Annotated in this window: 17 protein-coding genes and 1 pseudogene; 11 read left to right on the top strand and 7 right to left on the bottom strand. The window is 63.5% G+C overall.

The window, feature by feature from the left end; translation table 11 throughout:
• From NKJ81_RS11630 to NKJ81_RS11645, 4 genes and pseudogenes are all read right to left on the bottom strand, one after another.
• Positions 1-492: an Lrp/AsnC family transcriptional regulator gene (locus NKJ81_RS11630; RefSeq protein WP_023675006.1), complete on the bottom strand. Its 492-nt coding sequence runs from the start codon at positions 490-492 to the stop codon at positions 1-3.
• Between the two features lie 201 nt (positions 493-693).
• Positions 694-1,311 (bottom strand): annotated as a pseudogene (locus NKJ81_RS11635) (uracil-DNA glycosylase family protein); the annotation flags it as partial.
• Between the two features lie 13 nt (positions 1,312-1,324).
• Positions 1,325-1,936 (bottom strand): glutathione S-transferase, encoded by a 612-nt coding sequence (locus NKJ81_RS11640; RefSeq protein ID WP_352540524.1) that lies wholly within the window; start codon positions 1,934-1,936, stop codon positions 1,325-1,327.
• Positions 1,937-1,977: 41 nt separating this feature from the next.
• A complete protein-coding gene (locus tag NKJ81_RS11645; protein WP_352540525.1) occupies positions 1,978-2,601 on the bottom strand; it encodes a thermonuclease family protein in 624 nt (207 codons plus the stop codon).
• Positions 2,602-2,676: 75 nt separating this feature from the next.
• Between NKJ81_RS11645 and NKJ81_RS11650 the strand changes: the two genes are divergently transcribed.
• Positions 2,677-4,191 (top strand): sensor histidine kinase, encoded by a 1,515-nt coding sequence (locus tag NKJ81_RS11650; RefSeq protein ID WP_352540526.1) that lies wholly within the window; start codon positions 2,677-2,679, stop codon positions 4,189-4,191.
• Positions 4,192-4,195: 4 nt separating this feature from the next.
• On the opposite strand, the gene NKJ81_RS11655 is transcribed toward NKJ81_RS11650, so the two are convergent.
• Positions 4,196-5,194 (bottom strand): nicotinate-nucleotide--dimethylbenzimidazole phosphoribosyltransferase, encoded by a 999-nt coding sequence (locus NKJ81_RS11655; protein ID WP_352540671.1) that lies wholly within the window; start codon positions 5,192-5,194, stop codon positions 4,196-4,198.
• Between the two features lie 197 nt (positions 5,195-5,391).
• Here NKJ81_RS11655 and NKJ81_RS11660 point away from each other — a divergent pair, with 197 nt between their 5' ends.
• Both NKJ81_RS11660 and NKJ81_RS11665 read left to right on the top strand, forming a co-directional pair.
• Positions 5,392-5,625 carry a DUF1289 domain-containing protein gene (locus tag NKJ81_RS11660; RefSeq protein WP_352471906.1) on the top strand — a complete coding sequence of 78 codons (234 nt, stop codon included), beginning with the start codon at positions 5,392-5,394 and terminating at the stop codon, positions 5,623-5,625.
• 13 nt (positions 5,626-5,638) lie between these two features.
• Positions 5,639-6,343 carry a TIGR02281 family clan AA aspartic protease gene (locus NKJ81_RS11665; RefSeq protein ID WP_352540527.1) on the top strand — a complete coding sequence of 235 codons (705 nt, stop codon included), beginning with the start codon at positions 5,639-5,641 and terminating at the stop codon, positions 6,341-6,343.
• Between the two features lie 8 nt (positions 6,344-6,351).
• Here NKJ81_RS11665 and dusA read toward each other — a convergent pair whose 3' ends face one another.
• Both dusA and NKJ81_RS11675 read right to left on the bottom strand, forming a co-directional pair.
• The gene (gene dusA / locus NKJ81_RS11670) at positions 6,352-7,344 is read right to left on the bottom strand and encodes a tRNA dihydrouridine(20/20a) synthase DusA (protein WP_352540528.1); all 993 of its coding nucleotides are present in this window, start codon (positions 7,342-7,344) and stop codon (positions 6,352-6,354) included.
• Positions 7,345-7,527: 183 nt separating this feature from the next.
• Positions 7,528-8,199, bottom strand: a complete 672-nt coding sequence (locus NKJ81_RS11675; protein WP_023674997.1) for a GntR family transcriptional regulator — start codon at positions 8,197-8,199, stop codon at positions 7,528-7,530.
• A 140-nt stretch (positions 8,200-8,339) separates the two neighbouring features.
• Here NKJ81_RS11675 and NKJ81_RS11680 point away from each other — a divergent pair, with 140 nt between their 5' ends.
• The 8 genes from NKJ81_RS11680 to NKJ81_RS11715 all read left to right on the top strand — a co-directional run bounded on the left by NKJ81_RS11680 (position 8,340) and on the right by NKJ81_RS11715 (position 17,160).
• Complete coding sequence (locus NKJ81_RS11680; protein ID WP_352540529.1) at positions 8,340-8,927, top strand: amino acid synthesis family protein; 588 nt, start codon at positions 8,340-8,342, stop codon at positions 8,925-8,927.
• Positions 8,920-10,719: an alpha/beta fold hydrolase gene (locus NKJ81_RS11685; RefSeq protein ID WP_352540530.1), complete on the top strand. Its 1,800-nt coding sequence runs from the start codon at positions 8,920-8,922 to the stop codon at positions 10,717-10,719. Before NKJ81_RS11680 ends, NKJ81_RS11685 begins: the two co-directional genes overlap by 8 nt.
• Positions 10,720-10,724: 5 nt before the next feature.
• The gene (locus tag NKJ81_RS11690) at positions 10,725-11,783 is read left to right on the top strand and encodes an LLM class flavin-dependent oxidoreductase (protein ID WP_352540531.1); all 1,059 of its coding nucleotides are present in this window, start codon (positions 10,725-10,727) and stop codon (positions 11,781-11,783) included.
• The gene (locus tag NKJ81_RS11695; RefSeq protein WP_352540532.1) at positions 11,780-13,255 is read left to right on the top strand and encodes an aldehyde dehydrogenase; all 1,476 of its coding nucleotides are present in this window, start codon (positions 11,780-11,782) and stop codon (positions 13,253-13,255) included. Before NKJ81_RS11690 ends, NKJ81_RS11695 begins: the two co-directional genes overlap by 4 nt.
• A gap of 83 nt (positions 13,256-13,338) precedes the next feature.
• Entirely contained in the window at positions 13,339-14,358 is a 1,020-nt protein-coding gene (locus tag NKJ81_RS11700; RefSeq protein WP_352540533.1) for an ABC transporter substrate-binding protein, read from the top strand.
• Positions 14,359-14,424: 66 nt separating this feature from the next.
• Entirely contained in the window at positions 14,425-15,285 is an 861-nt protein-coding gene (locus NKJ81_RS11705) for an ABC transporter permease (RefSeq protein WP_502896503.1), read from the top strand.
• Position 15,286: 1 nt separating this feature from the next.
• Positions 15,287-16,087, top strand: coding sequence for an ABC transporter permease (locus NKJ81_RS11710; protein WP_352471915.1), 801 nt, complete (start codon positions 15,287-15,289; stop codon positions 16,085-16,087).
• Positions 16,084-17,160 (top strand): ABC transporter ATP-binding protein, encoded by a 1,077-nt coding sequence (locus NKJ81_RS11715; RefSeq protein WP_352540534.1) that lies wholly within the window; start codon positions 16,084-16,086, stop codon positions 17,158-17,160. The genes NKJ81_RS11710 and NKJ81_RS11715 overlap by 4 nt, the downstream gene beginning before the upstream one ends.
• Positions 17,161-17,708: the final 548 nt, after the last annotated feature.

Below are 17,708 nucleotides of genomic sequence, written 5' to 3' on the forward strand. Positions count from 1 at the left end.
TCAGGCGGCGTTGGCGCCGGACTCCTTGTCGAGCATCATGTAATCCAGCGGCATCTCGGTCGTGTATTTGATCTGCTCCATGGCGAAGGAAGACGACACGTCGCGGATCTCGATCTTGGCGATCAGCCGCTTGTAGAAGGCGTCGTAGGCGGCGATATCGGGCACCACGACGCGCAAGAGATAGTCGACGTCGCCGCTCATGCGATAGAATTCGACCACTTCCGGGAATTCCTGGATGACCTCCGAAAAGCGCCGCAGCCATTCATGGCTGTGCGAATTGGTGCGGATCGAGACGAACACCGTTACCCGCACGTTGACCTTTTCATGATCGAGGATGGCGACGCGCCGCTTGATGACGCCCTCTTCCTCGAGCTTCTGGATGCGCCGCCAGCACGGCGTCGTCGACAGGCCGACCTTCTTGGCGACGTCGGCGACTGCAAGCGTCGCATCCTCCTGCAGGAGGCGGAGAATTTTTCTATCAAGGCGGTCCATTGGGTGCTCCCCTGATGCAAGTCGTCCAAGTGCGCAGCGGCCTTGGCACAACGACATGCATAAAAACAAGAATTTAACGCGCGTCCCCTCATGCGCGGCGCGCTTCGAGGAATGGATTACCATAATCCCTCTTGCTCGAGCCTATTACAAGAAAGAAATTCTGCCGCATAGTGCGAAAGCGAGTGATTTCTTGCTGAATGCCTAGCCGAGGCGATAGCGGATTTCCGATCTCAGAAAGGGCAGCAAATCCATTTCAAACCATGGATTGCGCTTCAGCCAGCCGGTGTTGCGCCAGGACGGGTGCGGCAGCGGCAGGACTTTCGGGTCGGTTGCCGCCGCCCAGATGGCACGCCAATCCATGACCGTTTTCGTCAGCGAGGGACGGCGCGCCGCGCCCATATGCCAGCTTTGCGCGTAGATGCCGATCGTCAGCACCATATCGACTTGCGGCATCAGCGCCATCAGCGATGTGCGCCAGGCCGGCGCACATTCGCGGCGCGGCGGCAGGTCGGCGCCCCTGGCGTCCTGACCGGGAAAGCAAAAGCCCATCGGCACGATGGCGAATTTGTCCGTGTCGTAAAATTCCTCGCTGCCGACGCCCAGCCAGCTTCGCAGCCGGTCGCCGGAGGCGTCGGTGAACGGCATCCCTGTAATGTGAACCTTGGTACCCGGCGCCTGGCTGGCGATCAGGATACGCGCACTCGACGATGGCCTGAGCACCGGACGCGGCTGGTGCGGCAACGGCCTGCCGGCCGGGTTATCGACGCAGGTGCGGCAGGCGCGTACCCTCGCCGCCAAGGCTTCCAGCTCTTCGCTCATTCGGAACTCGTTGTCAGGCGGCGGCACTCGGCCGGCTGGAGATTTCCCGATGCCAGCGCAGCACGTTCGTGCACTCTTCGGGTACCTTGATGCGAGCCGGCTTCATGAAGTCGATGGCGACCAGCCCGGTGATGTCGGCGATCGAATAGGCATCGCCGGCGACGAATTCCCTGCCGGCGAGCTCAGTGTCCAGAAATCTCAGGAATTCGATCGCCTTCGGCTTGTTGGCCTCGCCCCATTCGGGGATTTGCGGGATCTCCCATTCCCTCATTGCGGGGTGGATGTGCCGGAACGCCGCAGCGACGCAGCCGAACAGATTGAACTCCACACGTCTTTGCCACATCTCGACGATCGCCTTGCCGAGCGCGCCACGCCCGAACAAAGCCGGCTCGGGGTGCAGTTCCTCGAAGTAACGACAGATTGCGACGGATTCGGTGATGACTGTGCCGTCGTCGAGCTCGAGCACCGGCAGACGCTTCAGCGGATTGCGCGAGCTAACCGGCTGCTCTTTGTGCTCCAGCGCGCCCATGTCGACGGGCACCAGCGGAACCTGAAGTCCCTTTTCGGCCAGAAAAATCCGAACCCGGCGTGGATTGGGCGCCCGCCCGCCGTCGAACAGCTTCATCTCTATCCTCCTCGTCCGTCTCGACGAACTATAGGCACAGCTCACCAGAAGCGAAAAATTTCGCGCAAGGCGTCGCCGATCGACGCCAAGGTACCGTGCTTTCTTTCAACCAGCTCGTGGCCGTGGCTCTCGCGCCAGTTCTCCGGCTCGTCGAAAGTTCCGCCCCAGATGCCGGCTTTGCCCGCGCGCGCAGCAGCTTCCTCGGTCTCGAAATCGCCAAAGGCGACCGCCCAGCCGGCCTCGACCTGTGCGCGGTTGAGATCCTTGCCGCCGGCCTTGCAGTCGCCGAGCAGCCTGCCGTAGCGGTCGCGCTGCCAGCCGCTGCAGGAGACGGCTTTGCCGGCGATCAACCGCACCAGGGACTGCCGCGCGAGCTTGCCGCAAGGATAGTCGGCACCGTCCTTGCGACAGATCTGCGAATATTCCGGCGCGTCGATGCCACGCATGCGGATGCGCTCGCCGCCGAGCGTGATGCTATCGCCGTCATTGACGGTGGCCGCGCCCTCCGTCTTGCGCGTCTCGATCCGGTCGAGGCGCGCCGCCAGGAGGATCGCCAGGCCGAGCACGATGAGTGTCAGCCCATAGTCCATCAGTCGGCGCCACAGGCTTCGCGGACGCGGCGCATAGTATCGCTGGCGCGGCCATCGCGACCACGAACGGCTCATATGGCAAACCGTTGGTTAATCATTCGAACGTAGCTTAACGATTTGAAATTGCTGCCCGCGTAAATTGAAGACTTCATGCCCCTGCAACGCTCGACCATGGCAGACAAGTTTATTGTGGACCGCAGGAAACGCCATCGCAACAGCGATGTCGCGCGCGCGGTGCGCAAGACGCGCGACCGTCTTTCGCAGCAAGCCGGAAATCCCGACTTCGACCGCGAGCTGTTGAAGCTCCACGCGCTTTCGATGACCGGCGGCGTGATCGTCATTCCGCTGCTCATCCTGGCAACGGCCGCGGCAGGCTTGTTCGCGGGCATCGGCAAGGAGATCGGCGTCTGGGCGCTGTTCACATTCATCTGCTATACCATCGTTGCATTCATGGCCAGACGCGTCACTCAAGCGTCCGAGCTCAACCCGCTGGAAACGCATAGGGATTTCCTGATCGGCCATTTTCTGTGCGGGCTTGGCTGGGCCTGGTTCGCATGGCTCGGCTGCGAAACTTGCCAAATGGATCAGTTCCAGGTCGCCAAGGCGGTGGTGCTGCTGCTCGCCATGTCGGCAACCGCGATCCTGGCCTCGTCCCTGCGCGGTGCGCTGTTGGCGACCTTCGCCCTCCCGGTCGCCATCTATGCTTATGCCAGTGCGAAATTATGGATGCCGGTCGAGGCGATCATGGCAGGCTTGCTGATCGCCTCGTTGCCTTTCTTCGCCTATGTAGCGCGCCAGCTCAACCGTTCCTCGCTGATGCTGCTGTCGTTCCGCTCCGAAAAGGATGCGCTGATTGCCGAACTGGAGACGGCGAAATCGATGTCGGACGAGGCACGGCGGCGGGCGGAAGACGCCAATCTGGCGAAATCGCGTTTCCTGGCCTCGATGAGCCACGAACTGCGCACGCCGCTCAACGCCATTCTCGGCTTTTCCGAAGTGATGGCCAACGAGGTGCTCGGCCCGATGAGCAACCCGACCTATCGCGACTATGCCCGTGACGTGCACGACTCCGGACAGCATCTGCTCGACCTGATCAACGAAATTCTCGATTTGTCGCGCATCGAAGCGGGCCGCTACCAGCTCAACGAGGAACCGATGATGCTGCTCTCCGTCGTCGAGGATTGCTGCCACATGATGGAGCTGAAGGCGCGCAACAAGGACATCCGCATCGTCCAGAATTTCGAAAACGCCTTGCCGCGCTTGTTCGCCGACGAACGCGCGGTGCGGCAGATTGCGCTCAACCTGTTGTCCAATGCCATCAAGTTCACCGCCACCGGCGGCGAAATCCGCGTGCGCGTCGGCTGGACGGCGGGCGGCGGGCAATATCTCTCCGTCAAGGATAATGGGCCGGGCATACCGGAAGACGAGATTCCGATCGTGCTTTCGGCCTTCGGCCAGGGCTCGATCGCCATCAAGAGCGCCGAACAGGGCACCGGGCTTGGCCTGCCGATCGTGCAAGGCTTGCTGGCCATGCATGGCGGCGAATTCCAGCTCCATTCCAGGCTGCGCGAAGGCACCGAGGCGATCGCCATCTTCCCGCTGAGCCGGGTGATGGAGGAACTGCCGGCGCTGCCGACCAAGGCGGTGGCCTCGCGCCGGCGCTGAATGCTCAACCGCGGACCGCCGCTGCCATGCCGGAGCTGGTCAGCGCGGCCGCCTTGATCAGGCCGGCGGCAAGAGCCGCCCCTACCGCCTCGCCTTGACTGACGCCCAGATCGAGCAGCGGGCGAAGGCCGAGGCGCTCGGCGGCCTTGGCATGACCAGGCTCCGGCGACAGGCTTGCGAGGAGACAATGATCGAGCGCGGCGGGGTTGGCGGCATGTAGGACACCAGCGGCGGCAGTCACCGCAAACCCATCGAGCAGCACCGGGATCTTCTGCATCCGCGCCGCCAGAATGGCGCCGCAGATCGCGGCGAATTCCCGCCCGCCGACCCGGCGCAGCGCTTCCAGCGGGTCCTTGAGGCTCGCGCCGTGAAACGCGACCGCGGCATCGACCACCTCCGCCTTGCGCCTCTGCATCGCCGCGTCTGCCCCTGATCCAGGTCCGACCCAGTCGGCGCCGGTGCCGCCGAACAGTGCCGTGCAAAGGGCCGCAGCGACAGTCGAATTGCCGACGCCGAGGTCGCCAAGGCAAAGCAGGTCGGTGCCGCCGGCAATCGCTTCCATGCCGAAGGCCATGGTAGCGGCACAACCGCGCTCGTCCAGTGCCGCATCCTCGGTAATGTCGGTTGTCGGGATGTGCAGAGCCAGATCGAACACCTTCAAGCCGAGATCGTTGGCGATGCAGATCTGGTTGATTGCTGCACCGCCGGCGGCGCAGAGCTCGACTGCATTTGCCGTGGCGGCGGCCGGGCGCGGCGAAATGCCGTGGCGGGTGACGCCATGATTGCCGGCAAAGATCGCCACCAATGGCCGCGTCACCGCCGGCGGCGCGCGGCCGCTCCACCCGGCAAGCCAGGCGGCGATGTCCTCGATGCGGCCAAGCGACCCTTTGGGCTTGTCTGCCTTGGCAAACAACTGGCGCACGCGGGCCTTGGCCGCCATATCTCCCGGCGGCAGGCTCACCAGGAGGTCGCGAAAATCGTCGAAAGGCAGCGTGCTGGTCATGTCGATGGCGATCGTCCGTGTGAATTGGTGAGCGGCATAGCCGCCTTGGCCAGCCGGCACAACCTCAAGCCGGCACAAGCTCCAGGCCTGGTACAACTTCGAGGTATTGACGCGAAAGCACCCGTTGGCGGCGCTTCCCGGAGGGCTTGTATTGACTTTGTCGTTGCACCATGTGGAGGCTAGCCAAGGAAATCCTTATGACGGCCATTGAATCCCCGTGCATCCTGGTCTGCTCGATCGATATGAAAACCGGCTTCTGTTTCGGTTGCGGGCGCACGCGCGCGGAAATCGCTGCCTGGATCGACATGACCCCGCAAACCCGCCGCAGCGTCATGGCCGAGCTGCCGGCAAGGCTGGAAACGGTCGAGCGACGCCCCCGCCGGGAAACCCGTCGCAGCCGCATGGCACGCGAACGCGACGCCCTCTCGTGAACCGGCCGCAGAGATGAACCGACTGCTGTGGATTCTGATCGTCGCGATCGGGGCAGGTGTACTCCTGCTCATGCTCAACGATTCCGCCGGCAGTACATTCGGCATTGAGAATTACGATTTCAGCCAGCTGATCTGGCTTAGCGCTTTAGCGGCGCTCGTCGGCGCCGGCCTGCTCAGATCGGGCAGGCCGTTAGGCACCATGGCCCGCAGCCTCGGCGCCTGGGGCGCAATCGTGCTGGCGCTGATCGCCGGCTATCAGTACCGCTATGAGTTGCAGGATTTCGCCAGCCGCGTCACCGCCGGCCTTGTTCCCGGCAGTCCGCTGGCGCTGGGCGTGGAAGAAGGCCATGCCACCGTCACCCTGGACAAGGCCGGCAGCGGCCATTTCGAAGCGCGCGTCACGATCAACGGCACGCCGATCCTGACGGTTGTCGATACCGGCGCGACCAGCACCGTTCTGACCGCCGAGGACGCGCTGGCGGTCGGGTTCAATTCGGCGGCTCTCCGCTTCACCATACCGATCTCTACCGCCAACGGCATGACACGCGCGGCGGCGGTGCGAACCGACGAACTGTCGATCGGCGGCATCGTGCGCAAGGACATGCCCATCATGATCGCCGCACCCGGCACGCTCGGCCAGAGCCTGCTCGGCATGAATTTCATCGGCTCGCTATCGGGCTTCGACGTACGTGGCGATCGCATGATTTTGCGGGATTGAGTTTTTCCTCAGGCCGCCTCTGCGGTCCGGCCGAAATCGACCTCTGCAAAAGCCGCCTTGAGCACCTGCGGTCCGGCACCCGGCCCTGTCGCATCGGTGGACAGGATCTGCCGATAGCGGCGTGCACCGGGCAGGCCGTGAAACAGCCCGACCATGTGCCGGGTGACATGCCCGAGGCGTCCGCCCTGCGCGATATGGCGTGACGCGTAATCCGCCATGGCATCGATCAGTGCGACAAAATCGAACGACTCAGCTGTGCTGCCGTAAAACGCGGCATCGATGCCGGTGAGTATCCCTGGCGTGTGATAGGCGGCGCGGCCGAGCATGGCGCCATCGACATGGTCGAGATGCGTCAGCGCCTCTGCGAGAGATTGAATACCGCCATTGATGCCGATGAATTTGTTTTGTTTTCTGGCTTTCAGCCGATAGACGCGGCCATAGTCGAGCGGCGGGATGTCGCGATTTTCCTTTGGGCTCAGTCCTTCCAGCCAGGCCTTGCGGGCGTGCACCCACAGCGCGTCGGCGCCGGCCGCGAAAACACCATCGGCCAACGCATCGAGTGCCGGTTCCGGATCCTGCTCATCGACGCCGATGCGGCACTTGACGGTGACCGGTATTTTCACCGCCGCCTTCATTGCCGCGACGCAATCCGCGACGAGCACGGGCGTCTTCATCAGGCACGCGCCGAAGGTGCCCGACTGGACGCGGTCGGACGGGCAGCCGACATTGAGGTTGATTTCATCATAGCCGAAGGCTTCGCCGATGCGCGCCGCCTCGGCCAGCTTTCCCGGATCGGCGCCGCCGAGTTGCAGCGCCAACGGATGTTCGTTGTCGTCGAAGCCAAGCAGCCGCTCGCGTGCGCCGTGGATGACCGCATCGGCCACCACCATCTCGGTATAGAGCAGCGCCTCGCGCGTCAGCTGGCGATGGAAGAACCGGCAGTGCCGGTCCGTCCAATCCATCATCGGCGCCACGGCAACTTTGTGGCGTAACATGTTCATTTTACTACTTTTCTGTCTCAGTCCGTTCGAATGACAGAGCAATTTGGCAAAAGATGCACACCTAACTGACCCGATATACGATTTTGCCGCCGCAACTGAAAGCAAATTGGCATGTCACACATGTCACTGTACGCACCAGTTAGATGCCTGCCGTGGAACGATGAACCGCCGGCGGCATACCAGTCAGCCAAGGCGAAGCGTGTTGCGGGCGATCTGCCACGCGGATTCGACATGCCGCCGCGCCGCCTCCTCCGCCTCGTCCGGCTTGCGCGAGCGGATTGCATCCATGATTTCGGTCATTTCGGCGATCGCCGGCTCGCGGCGGTTCTCCGACGCGATCGTCATTGAGCGGAGCTGGTTGATGCGGACATTCAGCCCCGTCACGATTTCCCAGGCAATGCGCTTGTCCGCCGCCTCGAACAGCGTTTCGTAGAACTTGGTCGTTGCCCGCATCACCTCGACAGGCGCACCGGACGCCCACGCCTCAAGCAGGTTCGTCAAGGCGGCATCGAGCGAGGCGATCTGCGCGTCCGTGGCTGTCAGGGCGCAAGCCCGCGCCGCGATGCCCTCGAGCAGCGCCCGCAATTCATAGATTTCGTCGGTGCGGCCGAGATCCGGCTTGGCCACGGCGGGTCCGTGGCCCGGTATCATCTGCACCAGGCCTTCCGCCTCCAGCTGCCGCAGCACCTCGCGCACGACGGAACGGCTTACCCCGAGCTGATCGCATAGCGGCCGCTCGACCAGCCTTTCGCCAGGCTGGAAATGGAAGCCCATGATCGCCTCACGCATGCGCTCCAGCGCCAGCGTCCTCAGCGTCTTGGCAGAGCGGTCGATCCGCAGCGTATCGCCTGACATTTTCTCTCCCTACCCCGATCCGGCCACAAAACAGATTCCATAGCCGATTGACAAGGCTTCTGGTGCTCCATAGTATGGTATACCATAAGATGATGTAAAGATTTCGGCGTTGCACAGCGCCGCGGCGACCGAGGACTTTCATGAAACCAGCCATTCGAAAGATCGTCACCTACATCGAGAACACGCTAATCGAGGGCGGCAAGGAAGCCCCAAAACCGCTGCGTCTGATCGGTGTCGCCGCTGTGCTGACAAATCCTTGGGCCGGCCGCGGTTTCACCGACGACCTGTCGCCGGAGATCCGCGCCATTGCTCCCGTCCTCGGTGAACTGCTGACCCACGAGATTATCGCCGTTGCCGGTTCCGGCGAGGCGATAGAGGGCTACGGCAAGGCCGCGGTCTGCGGCACGGAGGGCGAGATCGAGCATGCATCGGCGCTGATCCATACGCTGCATTTCGGCAACCATTACCGTCGCGCGGTCGGCGCCAAGACCTATCTCGCCTTCACCAATCTGCGCGGAGGGCCGAACACCCCGATCATGATCCCGCTGATGGACAAGAACGACGAAGGCCGCCGCTCCCACTATCTGACCGTACATTTCCAGATCGGCGACGCGCCCGCGCCCGACGAGCTGGTGGTGGCGCTTGGCGCTTCGATTGGCGGCCGCCCGCACCATCGTATCGGCGACCGCTATCAGGACCTCAAGGAGGTCGGAGACCTGCATGGCTGACGTCGCTGCCACCGCATGGGTCCGGGACACGGCTCCGGACGGCACCGGCTTCATCCGCGCCGGCTCCGGCGCGCCGGTTCTGCTCATTCACGGTGTCGGCATGAACGCCGCGATCTGGCACGATCAGATCGCGGCGATGAAACACCATCATGACCTGATCGCCATCGACATGCTCGGCCACGGCGTTTCACCGCTGCCGCCGGAAGAAGCCAGCCTGTCGGATTTCGCCGATCAGGCGGTTCGCCTTCTCGACCATCTCGGCGTGGCGTCGGTATCGATCGTTGGCCATTCGATGGGCGCGCTGGTCGCTCTGGAGATCGCCCTTCGCACCCCATCGCGCGTTCGCTCAATCGTCTGTCTCAATGCGGTATTCCGCCGCCCCGCGGCCTTGGCGCAGGCCGTACGCGAGCGTGCGGCCGCGCTCGGCACCCATGGCAACCCTTCCGCCATTGCGGCTACGCTTGCCCGCTGGTTCGGCGACCCGCTGCCGGCGAATCTTATCGGGGCGGCCTCTACCGCGCGCGCCGCCCTTGAAAGGGTCGACCCCGAAGGCTACGCGCGCACCTATCGCCTCTTTGCCCATGCCGACGCCGAGCATGCCGATGCCCTCCCCGGTCTTGCCGCGGCGGCCCTGTTCATGACCGGGTCGCAGGACAGCAATTCGACCCCGGCCATGTCGGCGGCGATGGCGAGGCTTGCGCCGCACGGCCAATGCCTCGTGCTCAATGGAGAAAGGCATATGATGGCAATGGCTTCACCTGAAAAAGTGACCAAACACATCATGGAATTTCTCGACACGGCAGGAGACGCTGGCGTGAAGCCGGAGACGGATGCAGTCTTTGACAGCGGCGAATTCCGGCGCGCGCTCGGCTCGTTCCTGACCGGTGTCACCATCGTCACAACGATCGGAGCGGAAGGCGAACCGCGCGGCTTCACCGCCAACTCCTTCACCTCGGTCTCGCTCGAGCCGCCGCTGGTGCTTGTCTGCATCGCCAAGAGGGCCCTGGGGCACAGTGCTTTTTCGACATCGAGAGGTTTCGCCATCAACATCCTGTCGGAGGACCAGAAGGCCCATTCCGGCATCTTCGCTTCCAAAGCAGCGGACAAGTTCGCGGCCGTGGCCTGGCAGCCGGGCCGGACCGGCAATCCGCTGATCGACGGCTCCGTTGCGGTGTTCGATTGCGGCATGGAGCAGCTGGTCGATGCTGGCGATCACTCGATCCTCATCGGCCGCGTCCGCGACTTCAGCCACAACGGAGCCCAGCCCCTCGGTTATTGCAGAGGCACCTACGTCACGCCCGGCCTCAGCCAGGAGGCGCTGGCGGCGGCGCCCCCCGATACGGAGGTCGGCGCCATTCTCGAGCACGAGGGCCGTGTGCTGTTCTTCGCAACGGCCGACGGGTTTCACGAATTGCCTGCGGGGCGCGGACTGGGCACGCCCAACGATGCGCGCAGCCTCAAGGGGCGCCTTGCCGCCAGGGCCATAGACGCCCAGCTCGGCTTCCTGTTCGCGGTGTGGGACGATGCCGCCGAACCCTGGCGCACGCATGTTTATTATCGCGGAACGGCCGAGGGGTCCTATTCCGACGATCGCCAGATGCGGCTTGTCGACATCGAGCAGATCGCCGATCTGGAGATCGCCGATCCCGCGGTGCGTTCGATGCTTGCCCGCTATGCGCGCGAACGCACGGAAGATGCATTCGGCGTCTATGTCGGCAACGAGGTCGAAGGGGAAGTCCGGCCGCTCGCCAAGCCCTCGCCTTCTCAAATTCCTCTTTCCGGCCGCGGGTGAAACCGATGAAGTTTTCGCTTTTCGTGCACATGGAGCGATCGGATCTGGCAAAGCCGCATTCCGAGCTTGTCGGCGAGCTGGAGGAGCTGGTTCTGCAGGCGGAAGAGGCAGGATTCGAGACTGCCTGGATCGGCGAGCATCACGGGATGGAATTCACCATCTCGCCGAACCCGTTCATCAACATCGCCTGGCTCGCCGCCAAAACCAGGCGCATCCGGCTCGGAACAGGAACCATCGTCGCGCCGTTCTGGCACCCGATCAAGCTTGCCGGCGAAGCAGCGATGGCCGACGTCGTCACCGGCGGCCGTCTCGACATCGGCATTGCGCGCGGCGCCTACGCTTACGAATACCAGCGACTTTTCCCAGGCCTCGAGGCCTGGGTCGCCGGGCAGCGTATGCGCGAGATGGTGCCGGCGATCCGGGGCCTTTGGGATGGTGATTTCGAACTCGCCGGCGAGTTCTGGTCGTTTCCTTCAACCACCTCGTCGCCCAAGCCGCTGCAAAAGCCTTATCCGCCGATCTGGGTGGCCGCACGCGATCCGAACTCGCACGACTTTGCGGTTTCGAGCAAATGCAACGTCCAGGTGACGCCGCTTGCCTCCGGCGATGGCGAAGTGGCCAGCCTGATGGAGCGTTTCAACGCGGCGTGCAATGCCCACCCCGACGTACCAAGGCCGGAGATTATGCTGCTGATGCATACTTTCGTCGCCGAGGATGCAACGGAGGCTGACCGGCTCGCGCAGGATCTGTCGCAGTTCTACTGCCAGTTCGGCGCCTGGTTCCAGAACAAGAAGCCGGTGCACCAGGGCATAATGGAAGCGCTGACCGAAGACGAGATCGCGGCCATGCCGCAATATGCGCCTGACAAGATCAGGCAGAACCTGGTCATTGGCGAAGCCGACGAGGTGATCGCCAGGCTGAAGGCCTACGAAGCGCTCGGCTACGATCAGTATTCGATCTGGATCGACAGCGGCCTTTCCCATCGGCGCAAGAAGAAATCGCTGCAGCTCTTCATCGACAGGGTGATGCCGGCCTTTTCCGAACCGAAAGCCGGATTGCGATGAGCACCACTCAATTCAGGAACTATATTGACGGCAGCTTCGTCGAAGTGGCGGCGACCTTCGACAGCGTCGATCCCTCGACGGGCGCGCCATGGGCGAAGATGCCCGCTGCATCGTCTGATGACGTCGACCGCGCCGTCGAAGCTGCTCACCGGGCGCTTGGCTCCGGCACGTGGCCGGCAATGACGGCAACGGCACGCGGCAAGCTTCTGGTGCGGCTCGGCGATCTGGTGGTCGCCAATGCCGACCGGCTGGCGGAACTCGAGACGCGCGATACCGGCAAGATCATCCGCGAGACCCGCGCCCAGATCGCCTATGTCGGCGACTATTACCGCTATTATGGCGGGCTGGCCGACAAGCACGAGGGCTCGTTTGTTCCCATCGACAAGGCCGACATGGAAGTGACCATCCGGCCGGAGCCAATCGGCGTCGTAGCCGCCATTGTGCCGTGGAACTCGCAGCTCTTCCTGTCCGCCGTCAAGCTCGGGCCGGCGCTGGCGGCCGGCTGCACCATCGTTCTGAAAGCATCGGAAGACGGCCCTGCCCCGTTGCTGGCCTTCGCTGAACTCGTCCATGAGGCGGGATTTCCCGCCGGGACCGTGAACATCCTGACCGGCTTCGGCCACGATTGCGGTCACCGGCTGACCAGTCATCCGCTCGTCGCCCGCGTCGCCTTCACCGGCGGTCCCTCGACCGCTCGGCAGATCGTCAGGAATACGGCGGAAAACCTCGCCTTCACGACGCTCGAGCTCGGCGGCAAAAGCCCGGTCGTGGTGTTTGCCGATGCCGATCTGGACAGCGCCGCCAACGCGGTCGTTGCCGGCATCTTCGCTGCCACCGGCCAGAGCTGCGTCGCCGGCTCGCGGCTGCTGGTCCAGCGCTCCGTGAAGGACGAATTCCTCGACCGGCTCAAGCGCAAGGCCGAGGCGATCAGGATTGGCGATCCGCAGGATCCCGCGATCGAAATGGGACCGCTCGCCACCTCGCGCCAGCGCGAATGGATAGAGAAGATCATTGCTGAAAGCCTGGCCGCGGGCGGGCAACTGGTCACCGGCGGCATCCGCCCCGCGGGCATGGCGGACGGCTTCTATTACGCGCCGACGATTATCGACGCGCCTGATCAGACGCTTGCCTGCGTGCGCGAAGAGCTCTTCGGCCCGGTGCTCTGTGTGCTAGCCTTCGACAGCGAAGCTGAAGCGCTTTCGCTCGCCAACGACACGAAGTTCGGCCTGGCGTCCGGCGTGTTCACCACCAATCTGGCAAAAGCCCACCGCATGGCGCGCGGCATCCATGCCGGCGTGGTCTGGATCAACACCTATCGGGCGGTCTCGCCGCTGGTTCCGTTTGGCGGCTACGGCCAATCCGGGCTCGGCCGCGAGGGCGGCCTCGATGCGATCCGCGACTACACGCGTTCGAAATCGGTGTGGATACGCACCTCCGACGACCCAATTCCCGATCCTTTTGTCATGCGGTAGCCGCCGCTGGCCGGAGATGCGCGATCAAGGCGAAAACGACCGATCGCGAACAGACACCAACGAAAACAACAGAGGAGAACGACATGAAACTGATCATCACCGGCTTCCTTGCCGGATTTATTGCAACGACAGTTCTGGCAACGACGGCCGCAAAGGCCGAGGACATGGTCTTCACCAGCTGGGGCGGGACGACCCAGGAAGCGCAGACCAAATCCTGGGCCGAGCCGTTCACCGCTGCATCCGGCATCAAGGTCATGCAGGACGGCCCGACCGACTACGGCAAGCTGAAGGCGATGGTCGACAGCGGCAGTGTCAACTGGGACGTCGTCGACGTCGAGATGGATTTCGCCATCAAGGCGGCCAAGGACGGTCTGCTCGAGCCGATCGACTTCAAGGCCGTGTCGAAGGCCGACCTCGATCCGCGCTTCACCACCGATCATGCCGTCGGCAGTTTCTACTATTCCTTCGTGCTCGCCTGGAACAAGGGCGCCGTTTCGGGTGAACCGGCCGGCTGGGCCGACATGTTCGACCTGACGAAGTTCCCGGGCAAGCGGACCTTCTACAAATGGTCGGCGCCCGGTGTCATCGAGATCGCGCTGCTGGCCGATGGTGTTCCGGCGGACAAGCTCTATCCGCTGGATCTCGATCGCGCCTTCAAGAAACTCGACACCATCAAGTCGGACATCGTCTGGTGGGGCGGCGGGGCGGAGTCGCAGCAATTGATCGCATCCGGCGAAGCAACGTTCGGCCAGCTGTGGAACGGCCGCGTCTTCGCACTGGACAAGGAAGGCGCCGATGTCGGCGTCTCCTGGAACCAGAACCTGACCGCAGCCGACGTTCTGGTGGTACCGAAGGGTGCCAAGAACAAGGATACGGCGATGAAATTCCTCGCCGCGGCGAGCAGCCCCGCCGGCCAGGCCAAATTTGCCGAAGCCAGCGGCTATGCGCCGATCAACACCAAGGCCAAGGCAGAGATGCCGGCCGATGCCGTGAAATCGCTGCCGGACGCTCATGTCGACGGACAGATCAATCTCGACATGAACTACTGGGCCGCCAATCGCGACACCATCGCCGCGCGCTGGTATGCCTGGCAGGCGAAATAAGCCCGCCCCTGAACCGCAATGGACGAGACGGTTCGCGCCGTCTCGTCCCGTAGCCGGGTCGCTGTCATGTCGGTCGAAACACGCCGGAACTTTGGAACGGTGCGGGTGCCGGCAGGTCTCAATGGCCTGCTGCCGGCCCTGATTCTGATTATGCTGTTCTTCGTCGTCCCCGTGCTGGCGCTGCTTTTGCGCAGTGTCACGGAGCCCGAGCCAGGCTTGCAGAACTATGCTGCCCTGCTCGGTGACGGCACCTATGCGCGGGTGTTCTTCAACACATTCCTGGTCGCGGCGTTGGTCACCATCGTCACGGTCCTTGTCGCCTTTCCGGTCGCCTGGATGCTGGCGATCATGCCTTCGGGACCGGCCTCGATCATCTTCGGCATCATCATTCTGTCGATGTGGACGAACCTGCTCACCCGCACCTATGCCTGGATGGTGCTCCTGCAGCGTACCGGCGTCATCAACCGGACGCTGATGACCATCGGCGTCATCGACCACCCGCTGCCGCTCATCAACAATCTCACCGGCGTCACCATCGGCATGGTCTATATCATGCTGCCCTTCATGATCCTGCCGCTGGTCGGCACGTTACGGGCGATCGATCCGATGACGCTGCGTGCGGCGTCGCTGTGCGGCGCAAGCCCTTTCCAGGCGTTCCGCCGCATCCTCGTGCCGCTGTCGTTGCCCGGCGTCGCCGCCGGTGGGCTGATGGTCTTCGTCATGTCGCTCGGCTACTTCGTAACGCCGGCACTGCTCGGCGGCACGTCGAACATGATGCTTGCCGAAATGATCGCGCAGATGGTCCAGTCGCTGCTCAACTGGGGGCTCGGCAGCGCCGCGGCCTTCATCCTGCTTGTCGTCACCATGGCTCTCTACGCGCTGCAACTGCGCCTTGCCGGTGCCAGGCGCATGAGCGGAGGCATCTGAGATGCTGCTCGACTATGACCGCATGGGTGGACTGCGGGTTGCCCTGCTCGGCTTCACCGCGCTGGTCGCCGGCTTTCTTCTGTTGCCGGTGGTCTTCATTGTCCTGCTCTCCTTCGGCTCGTCGCGCTGGCTGGCCTTTCCGCCGCCCGGCTGGACGCTCAAATGGTACCAGGAGCTTTTTGCCGATCCGGCCTGGCTCGGCGCCGCACTGACCAGCGCCCGGATCGCCACCATGACGGCGATCCTGGCAGTGGCGATCGGCCTGCTCGCCTCCTTTGCCCTGGTTCGCGGACGGTTTGCCGGACGTGAGATCGTGCGTGGCCTGCTGCTGACGCCGATGGTGCTGCCCGTCGTTGTCTTCGCCATCGCCATCTACGCGTTCTTCCTTCGCCTTGGCCTCGGCGGCACCACCATCGGCTTCGTCATCGCCCACACCGTGCTGGCGCTGCCCTTCGCCATCATTCCGATCGCCACCGCGCTCGAAGGGTTCGACAAGTCGATCGAGGACGCGGCAATCGTCTGCGGGGCAAGCCCGCTCGAGGCCAGGCTCAGGATCACCTTGCCGTCGATCCGGATCGGCATCTTCTCCGCCGCGATCTTTTCCTTCCTCGCCTCGTGGGACGAAGTCGTGGTGGCGATCTTCATGGCCAGCCCCAGCTTGCAAACCTTGCCCGTCAAGATCTGGGGCAGTCTGCGGTCGGACCTCAGTCCGGTGATCGCCGCTGCCTCCAGCCTGCTGGTCGGGCTGACGCTTGCCCTGATGGTGATGACGGCGCTGCTGCAGCGAAAGTTCCGAACATGACCCACCCTTTCCTCTCCATCCGCAATCTGCGCAAGGCGTTCGGGGCGATCGTCGCCGTGCACGACGTCACGCTGGACATTCCCAGGGGCGAGTTCCTGACCTTCCTCGGGCCCTCCGGTTCGGGAAAATCGACGACGCTCTACGCGATCGCCGGCTTTCAGGACCCGACTTCCGGCGATGTCTTGCTGGAAGGAAAGTCGCTGCCTGCAGTGCCTTCGCACAAGCGCAACATCGGCATGGTCTTCCAGCGCTACACGCTGTTTCCGCATCTGACGGTGGCCGAAAACGTCGCTTTTCCGCTGCGGGTTCGCCGCCGGCCGGACGCCGAGGTGAAGAAAAAGGTCGCCGACATGCTGGCCCTGGTGCGGCTCGAAAGCTTTGCCGGACGCTTACCCGGTGCGCTGTCGGGCGGCCAGCAACAGCGCGTCGCGCTGGCCCGGGCGCTGGCCTACGATCCTCCGATCCTTTTGATGGACGAGCCATTGTCGGCGCTCGACAAGAAGCTGCGCGAGGAAATCCAGGGCGAAATCCGCCGCATCCATCGCCAGACCGGCGTCACCATTCTCTACGTCACCCACGATCAGGAAGAGGCGCTGCATCTGTCGGACCGAATCGCCCTGTTCAAGGATGGCCGCATCGAGCAGACCGGCACCGGCGAGGATCTCTATCTCAGGCCGGCGACCGATTTCGTCGCCGGCTTCATCGGCAATTCGAATTTCCTCGCCGCCGAACATCTCGGCACCACCAACGGCACGACAACGATCCGCATGACAGACGGTTCGGTCATATCCGGAGTCAGGGCCAACGGCACGTTCGGCAAAGGCCAGAAGACCAGGCTGATGATCCGGCCCGAAGCCTTTAGCATGGAGCGGAGCCCGGCGAGCGCGGAACTGAATGTCGAGATCGTCGACATCGCATTTTACGGCGAGCGCCGGCGGATCGTCGCGCGCATCGCCGCTGGACAGGAGGTTGACATCAGGCCGACCTCCGCCGCCATGCAATCGCAGGATGTGTGGCCCTGCAGCCGGCAGGTCTTTTTCGATCCCGCTGCTGCATTCCTGTTTCCGGCCTGACTAAGCCGCGGTGGATCGCCGCCCTTCAACGCTTCGCAGCGATGGAAGCGTGCTTGGGACAAGCTGTGGTTAGGTCCATCATCAGCTTCGGTCAGCAAGCGCGCAACGTGATCGACGCTGCAGTCGGCTGATTGGATGGCGGGCGCAACTCCCGTACCCATTGACAGTCGTCATGCTCGGTTGGAAGATGAAGAAGGTCCGCGGCGATAGCCATACGGGAAGGCAATGGTCCAACCGCCAGATACCGGACACCATCCTGGCAGCGTCGTCGCGGTCATCGTCATTTGTTTGATCATCGTTGCTTTGTTCTTCATAGGCTTCAGATACTCAAGGCCAGGCCAGGGTACCCTCGTAATTCCCGGCGGTACGCTGCAGCAACCGTGAATCCGACCCCTTGGCGCTGACGCGAAGCCGTTCTCAGGCTGCCAAACGTGCCCCGGCGGGACTGGGGGACGCCGCAGAATAGGCCGGCGGTTCGCAGCCGGTCCTTTGCTTCCCGCCGCGGCATTCCTTTCCCACCTAAACAACCAAGCCTGACCGGTGTGAGG

It is taken from the genome of Mesorhizobium sp. M0018, assembly GCF_040323955.1.
Taxonomy (GTDB): Bacteria; Pseudomonadota; Alphaproteobacteria; order Rhizobiales; family Rhizobiaceae; genus Mesorhizobium.